11 protein-coding genes are annotated in these 13,614 nt (G+C 54.5%); 8 read left to right on the top strand and 3 right to left on the bottom strand.

The window, feature by feature from the left end:
• Window positions 1-4 precede the first annotated feature (4 nt).
• The 4 genes from ureE (at window position 5) to ACU6TU_RS15640 (ending at window position 2,236) form a co-directional block, all read left to right on the top strand.
• A complete protein-coding gene (ureE, locus tag ACU6TU_RS15655; protein ID WP_447142297.1) occupies window positions 5-568 on the top strand; it encodes an urease accessory protein UreE in 564 nt (187 codons plus the stop codon).
• Window positions 558-1,259: an urease accessory protein UreF gene (locus tag ACU6TU_RS15650; protein ID WP_447142296.1), complete on the top strand. Its 702-nt coding sequence runs from the start codon at window positions 558-560 to the stop codon at window positions 1,257-1,259. The genes ureE and ACU6TU_RS15650 overlap by 11 nt, the downstream gene beginning before the upstream one ends.
• Window positions 1,260-1,328: 69 nt before the next feature.
• Complete coding sequence (gene ureG, locus ACU6TU_RS15645) at window positions 1,329-1,961, top strand: urease accessory protein UreG (protein ID WP_447142295.1); 633 nt, start codon at window positions 1,329-1,331, stop codon at window positions 1,959-1,961.
• A 23-nt stretch (window positions 1,962-1,984) separates the two neighbouring features.
• Window positions 1,985-2,236 carry a hypothetical protein gene (locus tag ACU6TU_RS15640; protein WP_447142294.1) on the top strand — a complete coding sequence of 84 codons (252 nt, stop codon included), beginning with the start codon at window positions 1,985-1,987 and terminating at the stop codon, window positions 2,234-2,236.
• Window positions 2,237-2,312: 76 nt separating this feature from the next.
• On the opposite strand, the gene ACU6TU_RS15635 is transcribed toward ACU6TU_RS15640, so the two are convergent.
• Complete coding sequence (locus ACU6TU_RS15635; protein ID WP_447142293.1) at window positions 2,313-3,200, bottom strand: LysR substrate-binding domain-containing protein; 888 nt, start codon at window positions 3,198-3,200, stop codon at window positions 2,313-2,315.
• 233 nt (window positions 3,201-3,433) lie between these two features.
• Here ACU6TU_RS15635 and ACU6TU_RS15630 point away from each other — a divergent pair, with 233 nt between their 5' ends.
• A complete protein-coding gene (locus tag ACU6TU_RS15630; protein ID WP_447142292.1) occupies window positions 3,434-4,687 on the top strand; it encodes a 2-aminoadipate transaminase in 1,254 nt (417 codons plus the stop codon).
• A gap of 188 nt (window positions 4,688-4,875) precedes the next feature.
• The gene (hglS, locus tag ACU6TU_RS15625; RefSeq protein WP_447142291.1) at window positions 4,876-6,231 is read left to right on the top strand and encodes a 2-oxoadipate dioxygenase/decarboxylase HglS; all 1,356 of its coding nucleotides are present in this window, start codon (window positions 4,876-4,878) and stop codon (window positions 6,229-6,231) included.
• 23 nt (window positions 6,232-6,254) lie between these two features.
• Here hglS and ACU6TU_RS15620 read toward each other — a convergent pair whose 3' ends face one another.
• On the bottom strand, window positions 6,255-6,746 hold the full coding sequence (locus ACU6TU_RS15620; RefSeq protein ID WP_447142290.1) for a CIA30 family protein: 492 nt from the start codon (window positions 6,744-6,746) through the stop codon (window positions 6,255-6,257).
• Window positions 6,747-7,200: 454 nt separating this feature from the next.
• Between ACU6TU_RS15620 and putA the strand changes: the two genes are divergently transcribed.
• Both putA and ACU6TU_RS15610 read left to right on the top strand, forming a co-directional pair.
• The gene (gene putA, locus ACU6TU_RS15615) at window positions 7,201-10,866 is read left to right on the top strand and encodes a bifunctional proline dehydrogenase/L-glutamate gamma-semialdehyde dehydrogenase PutA (protein ID WP_447142289.1); all 3,666 of its coding nucleotides are present in this window, start codon (window positions 7,201-7,203) and stop codon (window positions 10,864-10,866) included.
• A gap of 110 nt (window positions 10,867-10,976) precedes the next feature.
• Window positions 10,977-11,909, top strand: coding sequence for a YihY/virulence factor BrkB family protein (locus ACU6TU_RS15610; RefSeq protein WP_447142288.1), 933 nt, complete (start codon window positions 10,977-10,979; stop codon window positions 11,907-11,909).
• 27 nt (window positions 11,910-11,936) lie between these two features.
• Here the strand turns inward: ACU6TU_RS15610 and ACU6TU_RS15605 are convergent, their stop codons facing one another.
• Window positions 11,937-12,971: a hypothetical protein gene (locus ACU6TU_RS15605; protein WP_447142287.1), complete on the bottom strand. Its 1,035-nt coding sequence runs from the start codon at window positions 12,969-12,971 to the stop codon at window positions 11,937-11,939.
• Window positions 12,972-13,614 lie beyond the last annotated feature (643 nt).

Below are 13,614 nucleotides of genomic sequence, written 5' to 3'. Positions count from 1 at the left end.
CCTCATGCTGAAACTGATAGAACGTTTAGGGCCGGTGGAAGAAAGTGCTGCCAGTGACACGCTAACGCTGCCCTTTGAACTGCGTATTCGTGGGCGATTAAAAGCGGACAGCGATAGCGGCCAGGCGCTGGGCCTGTTTCTCGACCGTGGCCCGGTGCTGCGCGACGGTGAAGGCCTGAAAGCGGAAAGCGGCGAAATAATACGTATACGTGCTGCCATCGAACCGGTGGTGACGGCACGGGTTAGCTCTGGCTTACCTCTGGCCCGGCTGGCGTACCATCTTGGCAACCGCCATGTGCAGCTGGCGCTGGGTGAGGATGCTGATGGCGGCTGGGTGCGTTTTCCGCCGGATCATGTGTTGGAAGAGCTGGCAGAATTGCTGGGGGCTACGCTTGAACACCACAACGCCACCTTCGACCCGGAGCCAGGCGCCTATAACCAGGTAGGCGGCGGGCATTCAAACGGCCATTCCCATGGGCATTCACACGGCCATGAGCACACTCATGACCACGACCAAACGCATAACCACGACCACAACCATTCACACGAGCATCACCATGCCCACTGATTCGACCGCATTGGAAAACCAGCGTGATGATCTGGCTCTGCTGGGGCTGATGCAGCTGGTCAGCCCTGCGCTGCCGATTGGTGCCTTTGCGTTTTCCCAAGGGCTGGAAAGCGCCTTTGAGCTGGGCTGGGTAAGTGATGAGCAAAGCCTGGCGGAGTGGCTTTCTGGTGTACTCGAAGATGGCCTGACCTGTTGTGAACTGCCGTTGATTGCGCGCATGTACAGCGCCTTTGAACTCGCCGACTGCGATGCGATAGCCCAGTGGGATGAATGGCTGGCCGCCACCCGGGAAACCGCTGAATTGGCCGCCGAGGATAGCCGCTTGGGTGCTTCGCTCAAGCGCCTGCTAGGCAGCCTGGATTTATTACCCGATGAGGACTTGCTACCGGCTCAGGCTGGCTATGTGACGCTCTTTAGCTACGCCGCCCATAGACGTGGCGTGTCCAAACGTCAGGCACTTTTAGGGTTTGGCTGGGCGTGGCTGGAAAACCAGCTGGCGGTGGCTTGCAAAGCGCTGCCCCTGGGGCACACCGCTGCCCAACGGGTGATTGAACAACTGCGCAAAGAGCTGGTGGCCGCCATCGATCAGGCCCTATTGCTCGACGATGATGAACTTGGCCCCGTACTGCCCGGCGTGGCGCTGGCAAGCGCTCTGCACGAAACCCAATATTCGCGTTTGTTTAGAAGTTAATCGAACGAGTTAATCGAATAAGTTAATCGGATGTTTCTTAATCAACAAACAACGTTTTAGGAGAGAGATATGTCGCACTGTTTACGCGTTGGGGTCGGTGGTCCGGTGGGCTCCGGTAAAACCGCGCTGCTCAAGCAGCTTTGTTCGTCGCTACGCGATTACTACGATATCGCCGTGGTGACCAATGACATCTACACCCGCGAAGACGCTGATTTTCTGCTCAAGCATGATGCGTTGCCCGCCGACCGTATCCTCGGTGTGGAAACCGGCGGCTGCCCGCATACCGCTATCCGCGAAGATGCCTCAATGAACCTTGCGGCCATCGACGAGCTTCACGCCCGCCACCCGAAACTGGAGCTGGTGCTGGTGGAATCCGGTGGCGACAACCTTTCTGCGACCTTCAGCCCCGAGCTTTCTGATCTCACGCTTTACGTGATCGACGTGTCTGCCGGCGACAAGATTCCCCGTAAAGGTGGGCCGGGCATTACCAAGTCAGACCTGTTGATTATCAACAAGATTGATATTGCCGAGCAGGTACACGCCTCGCTTGACGTAATGGCGCGCGATTCAAAGAAGATGCGCGGTGAGCGGCCCTTTGTGTTTACCAACCTCTACGATGGCGTCGGTCTTGAAGAGATCATCCGCTTCATTCTCGATAAAGGCATGTTGGACGAGCGCCGCCCAGTTGCCGTCAGCGCCTAGTGCTATTTTTCAGGAGAAAAACCATGACATTAACGTACAAGTTCCTCAAAAACGCTCTCACGGCAAGCGGTGTTGTCACCTTGCTGTTGATGAACACTGCGCAGGCGCATCCGGGGCACGCCCCAACAGAAGTCCACAGCCATCTAGGCAGCCCGGTCATGTGGCTGATGCTAGGGGTTGCAGCCTTGGGTATTGCGGCTGGTGTTTTTTACGGGCGTAAGCTGTGGCGTCAATCTCGGCTGACTGACACGAAAGTACAGCGCGACGTGAAATAGACGTGAAATAAAGGCTTAACGGAGTGGCATGACCGTTTACCGTCATGCCACCCAGGCGTCTTTCTGGGGAAGTTCTCTAATCAACAAACCGGGTAATATGCTCGACGAAACGTCTTACCTTGGCGAGTTCCCCTAAATGTTCAGGGTAAACAAGGTAGTAAGCACTTTCGCTGAGCAACCGATAGGGCCAGGCGAGTATTAACCGGCCACCTTCCAGCTCTTCATCGATGATAAAGCGAGGAACCAGCGCGACGCCGCCACCAGCCATGGCGGTTCGCACCAGCATGGGAAAGGTCTCAAAGCGCGTGCCATGATAGCTGCGATCCGTAATGATCGCCTGGTTGGCAAACCAGTGATGCCAGGCGTCCGGGCGCGTCGACAGGTGAAGAAGTGGCAAGCGGGTTAAATCATCGACACTTTGAATCGGGTGCTGAGCCAGTAATTCTGGCGATGCCACCGCGACCATATCCTCATCAATCAGCTTATGACAAGCAAGGCTTGGCCAACTGCCATGCCCATAAAACAGCGCAATATCAATGTCCTGCTGTTCAAGATCGAAATCTTTGACACGGTCATGAAACTCCAGGCTAATGCCCGGGTTCGCCGACAGAAAAGAGGGCAGTTTGTTTGCCAGCCATCGACTGCCGAAGCTGGGTAGCGTCGCGATTTTGAGCACTTCGCTATTGCCACTGTAGGTCATGATCGCTTGCGTCGACATCTCAAGCTGGCTGAGTACTTTACGCACGTCACTTAAAAAAATGGCGCCTTCCGGGGTCAGCAGAAGGCTTCGTCGTACGCGACGAAACAACTTATGCTGCAGCGTGGTTTCAAGATGCGCCACCTGTTTACTGACGGCACTTTGCGTGAGATTCAGCTCATCCGCTGCCCGAGTAAAGCTCATATGGCGTGCAGCCGCTTCAAAGCACTGCATCGCCGATGTGGAAGGAAGATTACGTGATGCCAATCCAGGCGCTCCTTATCCAGTGTCAGGCGCGTCGAGAAGACGGAATCGCCCAAATCGAGAGAATCAAGATCATACTATTCCCCTAAGTACCGCACTTTGCACAATAAGCTCAAGAATTATTCAACTTATACATTCCCTTTTGGAATGCATTGGGCGTTTTTTTTCGTTTGTGATCTGTCGGATGAACCTGTTTGATAGAACAGTACACGGCTATTTCAGGAGCGTTTTCGACGATGGAACTTTCCAACGTCAGTAGTGCATTAGGCATTCTTCATCCCGTTTGTATTACTAAAGGGCGTAATGCAGAGGTATGGGATGAGGCAGGGCAGCGTTATATCGACTTTATTGGCGGTATTGGTGTGCTTAACCTGGGGCATGGCCATCCAGCGGTGGTTGAGGCTGTTAAGGCGCAGGTCGATACTCTTATGCATTCAGCCTTTAACGCATTGCCTCACCGTGGCTATCTTTCTGTCGTAGAGCGCCTTGACCAGTTTGTGCCGGTTTCTTATCCGCTGGGATGCATGCTGACGAACAGTGGGGCAGAAGCGACAGAAAATGCGCTGAAAGTGGCCCGTGGCGTTACGGGTCGTCAAGGTGTGATTGCTTTTGACGATGCTTTTCATGGCCGCACCTTGGCCGCGCTCAATTTGAACGGCAAGGTTAAGCCCTATAAAGCCGGTTTAGGTGCGCTGCCTGGCCCGGTTTATCACGTGCCGTTTCCTGGACATGACAGTGGGGTATCCGCCGAACAGTCGCTAGCTGCTTTAGAGCGTGTATTTGACGTCGAGATTGCCCCTAGCGAAGTCGCTTGTGTGGTTGTTGAGCCCATTCAGGGAGAAGGCGGTTTTCGCTTACTTTGCCCTCAGTTTGCCAGAGAGCTGCGGGCAATCTGCGATAAACACGGTATTTTGTTGATTTGTGATGAAATCCAATCAGGTTTCGGCCGAACCGGTAAGCGTTTCGGTTTCACTCACCTCGGCATTGAGCCCGACCTGATTTTATTAGGAAAAAGTATTGCCTCAGGTCTTCCGCTTGCCGCCCTGGTAGGCCGTAAAGAGCTAATGGATGCCTTGCCCAAAGGCGCATTAGGAGGCACCTATTCAGGTAATGCAGTGGCTTGCGCAGCCGCATTGGCGGTGATGAATATCATGCAGGACGAAGCGTTAAGTGAATGGGGTAATGCCCAGGAAGCGGCGGTTGTGAGTGCTTACCAACGTTGGAAAGCCAGCGAGCGGTTCCCCATGCTAGGGGCCATGACGGGTGTTGGCGCTATGCGCGGCATCGTCTTTGAAGACACTGAAAACGCCACGGGGGCGGAACACTTAGCCAATCTGTTGGTAGCCGGTCGTGATGCCGGTGTCTTATTAATGCCCAGTGGTCGCAAACGAAATGTCTTGCGCTTATTACCGCCGTTGACCACTGAGCCAGATGTCATGGCAGAAGGGCTAGGCCTCATCGAGCAGGCGTTGGAGACGCTCAAGGCATGATCGCGATGGTCAATTCCAACAGGACTATGCCAACCGCACGGTGCTAGCCACCAGCTAGTCCTGCCGCCGCCAGGTGAAACGCTACTCAGCGCAAACTTTACTGCACCCGCTTCAGGCGCTACTGGCGCAATTTAAATCGGTATCTCATCTTTATCCCAACAATAGACAAGACAAGAGAGTGTAATTAAATGACTCAAACAGATCTTCTTTCAACCAATGATGTTCGTGACCGCTTCTCCAAGGCGATGTCGGCCATGTATCAAGCTGAAGTGCCGCAGTACGGCACGCTACTTGAACTTGTTGACCGCGTTAACCAGGAAACGCTGAGTCAGCGGCCTGAACTGCATCGTCGCCTGGAAGCACAGGGTGAATTAGTACGTTTGAGCGTAGAGCGTCACGGGGCCATTCGCGTGGGAACCGCTGCAGAGCTTTCCATGCTGCGCCGTCTGTTTGCTGTTATGGGCATGTATCCGGTGGGTTATTACGATCTTTCAGAAGCGGGTGTACCGGTTCACTCAACCGCCTTCCGGCCTATCGACGATGACGCATTGGCGATGAACCCTTTCCGCGTGTTTACCTCGCTATTACGTTTAGAACTCATTGAAAGTGAGGCGCTGCGTCAGCGTTCAGAAGAGATTCTGGCCAGGCGCGATATCTTTACCCCAGGGGCGCGTGAACTTATCGAGCGTCATGAAACACAGGGTGGATTAACCAGCGAAGAGGCCGATCAGTTCGTCAAAGAAGCCCTGGAAACTTTCCGTTGGCACCAGGATGCGACGGTCGATCTGGATACCTATCAGGCGCTGCATGATGAGCACCGCTTGATTGCTGATGTGGTGTGCTTCCGAGGGCCGCATATTAATCACCTGACGCCGCGCACCCTGGATATCGACGAAGTGCAGCGTCGCATGCCAGAGATGGGTATGAACCCCAAAGCCGTCATTGAAGGGCCGCCACGTCGTGAGTGTCCGATTCTGCTGCGCCAGACCAGCTTTAAAGCGTTAGAAGAGTCGACTCGCTTTGCTGGTGATGCCCAAGGTACCCACACCGCTCGCTTTGGTGAAATTGAGCAGCGCGGTGTGGCACTAACGCCGAAAGGCCGCGCGCTTTACGACGAGTTGCTGAATGAAGGGCGCAAGCAAACCGCCGGGTTGGATAACGACGCCCACCAGACGGTCATGAATAACGTTTTTGCCAGGTTCCCTGATAACGACGAAACCATGCGCCGTGAGGCGTTAGCGTATTTTCACTATCACCTGACCGAGAAAGGGCAGGCCGCTAAAGGCGTTGACACTGCCGATATGGATACGCTGATCGCGCAGGGGCTGGTGGAAGCACAACCGATTACCTATGAAGACTTCCTACCAGTCAGTGCGGCGGGTATCTTCCAGTCGAACCTTGGCGGCACTGAGAGCGAAGCGTATGCCGGTAACGCAAATCGGGATGCCTTTGAAGAAGCCTTGGGTGCCCAGGTGACTGATGAGTTGTCTCTTTACGCAGCGCGTGAAAACGCCTCCAGGAACAAGGTGTTGGCAAGCCTATAAAGTTAATGCCTCGCTAGTAGAATCTACAAGGCCTCTATCTGACTCACTTGTAAACAGAAGGGGCCTGCCGTGCGGTCGGCAATCAAAAAACCAATTTGAGTAAGACCGGAAGGATGAAGCGAGGGGGCATCTGTCAGCAAGGTGCCTCTTCGTACCGCTTCAAAGTTCTCCCATGGCAAATATAATGTTTCCCAGCCATCATGGGTCGGGGTGAACCTCACGCGATACGCGCTGGCATCGTTAAGCTGAGTGCTTTTTACGCGCAGTTGGTAAGTGCGACCATCGCCGCATACGCGCAAGCTGATACCGCGTGCTTTTGTCAGCGTGGTTTCGAAATCATCAGGTTGGCGACGAACAGAGGCAAATCCGCCGCCGTTTTCCAATGACACATCCCCCTGAAAGCATCCTATGCCATTGGCGACGCTAAACCCGCTATGGGAAATACCTCCCATTACCCCGTCATCGACTGAAAACCAATGCGCCTGTTCATTCACACCCTGAAATGTCAGTGCCATACACGCTCCTTTGTTAGTTCCTCGGTAATCCCCTATTTTTAGAGGGCTTTAAAAATACTCTTTTCTGACGGAATATTAGCTGTCTAATGGCGTCGAGTTGAACACTGAAGTGGATGCCTTGTGTTAACCAAACGTTAGAGGATGTGTTGGACATAAGAGTGATTATGATGAAACCTTGCATAAGGTAAAAAAAGTGAATTTCTATTTTCAAGGTAAACCATTGGATAGCATCACGGTTTTCACGAAACGGTTCATCAGAATGGTTTACTGGAATGGCGCGAACCGTTAACGAGCCCCGTGAAAAGAGGCTTTCATCTCAAAATTTCGTGTAGTTAAATGTAAAATAGTATAACAAGCGGCAGCTGTCCGGCCCTTTTCAGCATGATTGTCGACAATAATAACGTTCGAGCCGACATGTCGACGCTGCCTTCCGAGTCGCAAAAGGGAATCCATTATGAACGAAGCAAAGCTTCACCTGCATACCGCCGTCAGCGACCTCCGGGCGCGTATTCGCGCTAACTACGATGCCGCCGAAATCGATGTGCTCCGTGAACTCGTTGAGCGTATCAAACTGTCGGAAGACGATCGCCAGAAAGTGGCCGCCGTCGGCGCAAAATATGTTGAGCGCGTGCGTAAAGAACGATCTCCTTCGATGATGGAGGCGTTTTTGGCTGAGTACGGGCTATCAACCGCTGAAGGCGTTGGTTTGATGTGCTTGGCGGAAGCACTTCTAAGGGTTCCCGATGCGGAAACCATTGATGATCTGATCCATGACAAAATTGAGCCATCCGACTGGGGTGCCCACCTGGGTAAATCATCGTCGTCGATGGTTAATGCGTCGACCTGGGCATTGATGCTTACCGGTAAAGTACTGGACGATGACCCCAAGGGGCCGACCCGGGCCTTGCGCGGCCTGGTGCGCCGTATGGGCGAACCGGTGGTGCGCAAGGCAGTTGGCCAGTCGATGAAGATTCTGGGTCGCCAGTTCGTACTTGGTCAGACCATCGAGGAGGGCATGAAAAATGCCCGTGAACTCGAAAAACAGGGTTACACCTATTCCTATGACATGCTTGGCGAAGCGGCGCGTACTGACGAGGATGCCGTTCGTTATCATGACGCCTATGCCAAGGCGATCACGGCCATTGCCAGACAGGCCAAGGGCGACGTGCGTGGCAGCCCCGGTATCTCGGTAAAACTCTCGGCACTGCATCCGCGTTATGAATATACCCACCGAGAAACGGTGATGGCAGAGCTTTTGCCGCGTGCCAAGGAACTGGTACGGCAGGCAGCTAAGGCCAATATCGGGTTCAATATTGATGCGGAAGAACAGGACCGGCTGGACCTTTCGCTGGATATCATTGAAGCCTTGATGGCGGATGACAGCCTGGATGGATGGGATGGCTTCGGGGTCGTCGTACAGGCCTATGGGCGTCGCGCAGCCCCGATGATCGAGACGCTTTACGCGCTGGCCGAGCGTTACGACCGCAAAATCATGGTGCGGCTGGTGAAAGGCGCTTATTGGGATACCGAAATCAAAATCTCCCAGGAGATGGGCGTTAAAACCTTCCCTGTATTCACCCGCAAGGTGAATACGGATGTCAGCTACATGGCCTGCGCGCAAATGCTGCTTGACCGCCGTGATCGCATCTACCCGCAGTTCGCAACCCACAACGCCCACACCTGCGCTGCTGTTGTGGCCATGGGAGGCGACGATAAGGACAGCTACGAATTCCAGCGCCTGCATGGTATGGGGGAGTCGCTGCATCATATCGTCAAGGAATCGGAAGGCACGCATTGTCGTTTGTATGCGCCGGTCGGCGCGCACCGCGATTTGTTGGCCTATCTGGTTCGCCGCTTGCTGGAAAACGGTGCGAACTCCTCGTTCGTCAACCAGGTAGTGGATAGTTCGATTCCTCCAAGCGAGGTCTCGAAAGACCCGGTGACAGGCTTCCAGCAGCTGGGTGACGATGTCTCCAGCCCCCAGATTCGTCAGCCAAGCGAGCTGTTTGCGCCTGATCGTCCCAACTCCAGGGGCTACCGGATCAATGAGCCTGCCTCAATCCTGCCGTTGCTGGAGGCGCGTGAGACGTTTGCCGACACGACCTGGACCGCAGGCCCGATGCTGGCTGGCAACCCAGCGCCCAAGGGAGAAGCCCGCGATGCCCTATCGCCGGCGGATACGTCCCGCGTGGTGGGTCAGGTACATGATGCAACGCCGGAAGAAGTCATGACCGCTATCGACGCTGCCGAAGAAGGCTTCCGTGAGTGGTCGGCCCGTCCGGTATCAGAGCGCGCCAACGTCCTGCGCCGCACCGCCGACCTCTATGAGGAGCACATTGCTGAACTGACCGTCATCACCACCCGTGAAGCGGGCAAGATGATGTTTGATGGCATTGCCGAGGTGCGTGAAGCGGTGGATTTCCTGCGCTATTACGCCAACGAATGCGAGCGCCTGGAGACAGAAGAACCTGGCAGTGCACGGGGTATCTTTGTCTGCATCAGCCCCTGGAACTTTCCGCTGGCCATCTTCACCGGCCAGATTGCCGCCGCGCTGGCAGCCGGTAATGCCGTGCTTGCCAAGCCTGCCGAGCAAACGTCGCTGATCGCCGCGCGCGCGGTTGATATGATGCGTGAGGCGGGTCTACCGGAAGCGGCGTTACAACTGCTGCCCGGCGACGGACCGACAGTCGGTGGACCGCTGACCAGCGATCCGCGCATTGCGGGCGTCTGTTTTACCGGCTCGACCCCGGTAGCGCAGATTATCCACAAGGCGTTGGCAGAAAACGCTGGCCCGGATGCCGTGCTGATCGCCGAGACAGGCGGTCTGAATGCCATGATCGTCGACTCCACCGCGCTCACCGAGCAAGCGGTGCGCGACATTCTGATTTCTTCCTTCCAGTCGGCCGGTCAGCGCTGCTCTGCACTGCGCATGCTCTATGTCCAGGAAGAAGCGCGTGAGCGCCTGCTGACGATGCTGGATGGTGCCATGGATGCGCTGACCATTGGCGACCCGTGGAACACGGATACCGATGTTTCACCTGTCATTGACGCTGACGCTCAGACCGAGATCAGCGAGTATGTGGCCGCGAAGCAGAAAGCAGGCAAGGTATTGAAGACGCTGCCAGCACCCGAGGTGGGTACCTTCGTGACGCCTGCCGTGGTGGAAGTGAACGGTATCGAAGATATGGAGCGTGAAATCTTTGGCCCCGTTCTGCATGTCGCGACCTTCAAGGCGCGGGATATCGACAAAGTGGTCGACGATATCAACAACAGAGGCTACGGGCTGACGTTTGGCCTGCATACCCGGATTGATGACCGAGTTCAGCAGATCGTTGAGCGTATTCACGTGGGCAATATTTACGTTAACCGTAACCAGATCGGTGCCATCGTTGGCTCCCAGCCTTTCGGCGGCGAAGGCCTGTCAGGCACTGGCCCCAAGGCGGGTGGCCCGCTCTATCTGACCCGTTTCCGGCGTACTGCCAAGGCTGAGGAGCACAAAGCGCCAACAGGCAATGACGTGACCCTGGGCGACCTTCAGTCAGCCCTTGATAAGCTGGATTCCCGCAGCTGGGCTGCCCGTCGCGACAGAGTCGAAGTGCTGCGCAAGACGCTGTCCGGTAAAGGGGGAGTCGTACGCAAGGCGCTGGCTGAAACGGCAGCGTTGGATATGACCCCACAGACGCTGCCAGGGCCAACCGGCGAAAGTAACCGTCTGGCGATGTACCCGAAAGGCCCCGTATTATGCCTCGGGCCGACCCTGGATATTGCCATTGCCCAGGCAGTGCAGGCGTTAGGGGCGGGTTCTCCTGTGGTAGTCGCCGTGCCAGGCGCTGTAGAAGCGGTGAAACCGCTGCTTGATGCTGGCGCACCCGTGAAGGGACTGGATGGCATCATCCCGGCAGATACCCTGGTAACCGTCAAAGGTATCGAGAGTGTCGCCGCCGCCGGTGCCAGCGACTGGACCCGCGAGTTGCGCATTGCGCTTGCCAAGCGTGATGGTGCTATCGTTCCGCTTGAAACTCAGGTAATTTCACCAGAACGTTATGTGGTGGAACGTCACCTGTGTATCGACACCACTGCTGCCGGTGGTAATGCCAGCCTGTTGGCAACGGCCGAATAGCGCAACTGCTAACCGGTAACACATCCGCTGGCAACAATGGCCCCGAAGCGCCCTAGGTGTTTCGGGGCCATTTGTCTATCAGGCCTCTGCGTAAAGGATAACGATAAGCCATGGCTCGAACCCCCACATTACTGAGTGCTGCCCTCCTTCTGCTTCCCCGGTTGGCTCACTTTGTCTGGCGTGTGCTGCGCCATTTCCTTAAAAGCCGTGGCATCCTGCTTGCTGGCGGAGTGGGCTACAATATTCTGCTTTCCATTGTGCCTTTGTTTGCGGTGCTGGTAGTGCTGTTGGCTCAGCTGGTTGATGAACAGCATCTGCTGAATGTCCTGGCGGTTCAGGCGCGCCATTTGGCTCCTGCCCATGCGGAAGTTCTGCTGGATGCTGTGCGTGGCCTGCTGGATTCCGGTGACGTCATCGGCATTCTGAGCTTTCCCATGCTGCTACTGTTCAGCTCCTTTGCCTTTCGTATGCTTGAAGACGCCCTGGCAATTATCTTCCATGCCCCCGAAGCCCCCCATATAAAGCGCAGCGCCTGGGTATCCGTCATGTTGCCTTATGCCTTCATGCTGGTGTTGGGGGCAGGGTTAATGGTGCTGACACTGGTGGTTACTTTAGCCAGCTCTCTGAATACACTGGTGATGGCGATTTTCGAGCGTGAGCTGCCACTAGCGGCCCTTTCTGAGCCGGTTCTTAACCTGACCAGTTTTGTTGGGGTATTTCTGTTGTTCAGTGCGATCTACAAGGTGCTGCCCGTCGTTCGTATCGCCTTACGCCGTGCGGTGGTGGGCGGCTTTGTGGCGGCGTTATTATGGGAAGGGGTGCGGCTATTACTGGTTTACTATTTTGCCAATCTTTCATTTGTCAGCGTTATCTACGGCTCGCTGGCAACCTTGGTGATCGTTCTTCTCAGCCTTGAAGTGGGCGCGATTATCGTGCTGCTGGGGGCCCAGGTGATTGCGGAGCTGGAACGCAATTCGCGTCTGGGGTTGCCGTGGTATGTCGACCCGGATATCGACCCGGGTCGTCCTTACAAGGGGCGCTGATTGATCACCCCCTGCTGGATATGGCTGTTACTCGTCCGGTGAGGCAGGTGCTGGTGGTACTGATGATTGCGCATAATAAACAGTTTTGCGCGCTTCCTGGCGGCAGTCGAACAGCTCGCCATCGGCATTGGTATGGCATCTCTGACGTGAGATCCAGTTGTCGTACTGATCCAGCACATAATCCGTAAAGACAGTATCTTCTGCTGGCAAACCCGCTTCCTGAGCGTAATGCATGGTTTTCAGCCCATTCTCATCGAAGCGAATGATATCGGTTGAAGTGATCTGTTTGTTGATATAACCGAAAATGACCTGCTCTTTTAGCTGTCCGTTGGGATGAAAATCATAGGTTATCAGCTGTGTCTTATGGGTAGCGACAGGGGGCTCAGTTGGGGTTTCGCTTGAGCCTTCGCTTGCTGCTGTCGCCTGCTGAACGGGTTCGGCAGGTAAAATTTCGTCGAAGCGACTCAGGCGGCCTTTGGCATAGAAGGTACGCGTTTGTCGTGTATCAGCTGCGTTGCCTGAAAACGTCGGATCATCGGAAACCCGCATACCCTGCTGGGTATCACGAAAGCGCAGACGTGACGGGTGAATCTCGCCGTTGTGGTCGATGGAAACCGATGCCAGTTCATTGCCATGGGCATCGTGACGGTAAAAGGTTTCCAGTGTTTCATCGCCGCTGAGGCTTTCCCGCAGGCGGCGACCGGGGTGATGCGCGTTTTCTTCGTAGGCAAAAAACTCTACCCGATCCAGGCCTGGCTGTTCATGGCGTGTTAACCGCCCGGCAGGATCAAAGTCAAAGGTCTCTATTAGATGTTCATTCGTACACTGGTCTTCACAGTCACGAAAATACTGGACCTGTTGAATGGGGCCCTGGTAATTCCCCTTGGGAAACAGTGCCTTGTCATTTTTCAGTGGGCCTTCAAGCAGCTTTGCAGAGGGATGGGCCTCTGGCGGTACCGGAATACCTGTCGGCGAGACAGAAGACGCACAGCCGCTGAAAAACAGGCTGGCAAAGACAATAGCGGGGACAAAGGTGCAAGGAAACGGGCGGCGTGTCTTCATGATGAATCAGTCTCTTCGGTCGTCAATGAGGCGGCCAAGCCGAATAACGGGCCATCGCCTGAAGGCAGAAATCTGGTACTGGAAAACCATGCAGTGCGACTCATTGTTTAATCTGGTTAATGATTAACCTGATACAAAGCGTGTTTTTTTGACACTTTTATTAATAATTGCATGGTGTTATTACTGATTATAAAGCATTAAACGTTTGTTTTATTACGTTGGTCTTGTTAACTTTTATTGCTTGTGATGAAAGTTAACGTTTTGTTTACAAAAGACTAACTAAAAAGATAGTTTCTCCATCTAGAGATGCTGATGGTGAATTTTTAGAGACCCGTAAGTTTTTAAAAGCAGTTTTTAAAAATTTATAGTTAACAGAATGTTAATTAAAGACGAAGAGTTTTAGAGATAGCCGCGTTATTAATTTAGAAGTCGGTGATTTTTATCAATAACGCTTTCAGTCCGTCGGCATATACTAGGGTCTGTTGACGTTTCATCACGAACCGCGTTGCTGCATCAAAATGTGCCAGACAAGGCGCGGAACGCCGTTAAGGGTGGTTCCCTTCTCAAGTTTCGCAACGCAGTATGGTGCATTTTGAAGCGCAACCCGAAGGGCTGGGTCAGTTTTTATCCGCTGCGGCGTTAG

The sequence above is a fragment of the Halomonas sp. LS-001 genome, assembly GCF_052983955.1.
This window is presented reverse-complemented; position numbering and strand designations above follow the sequence as displayed.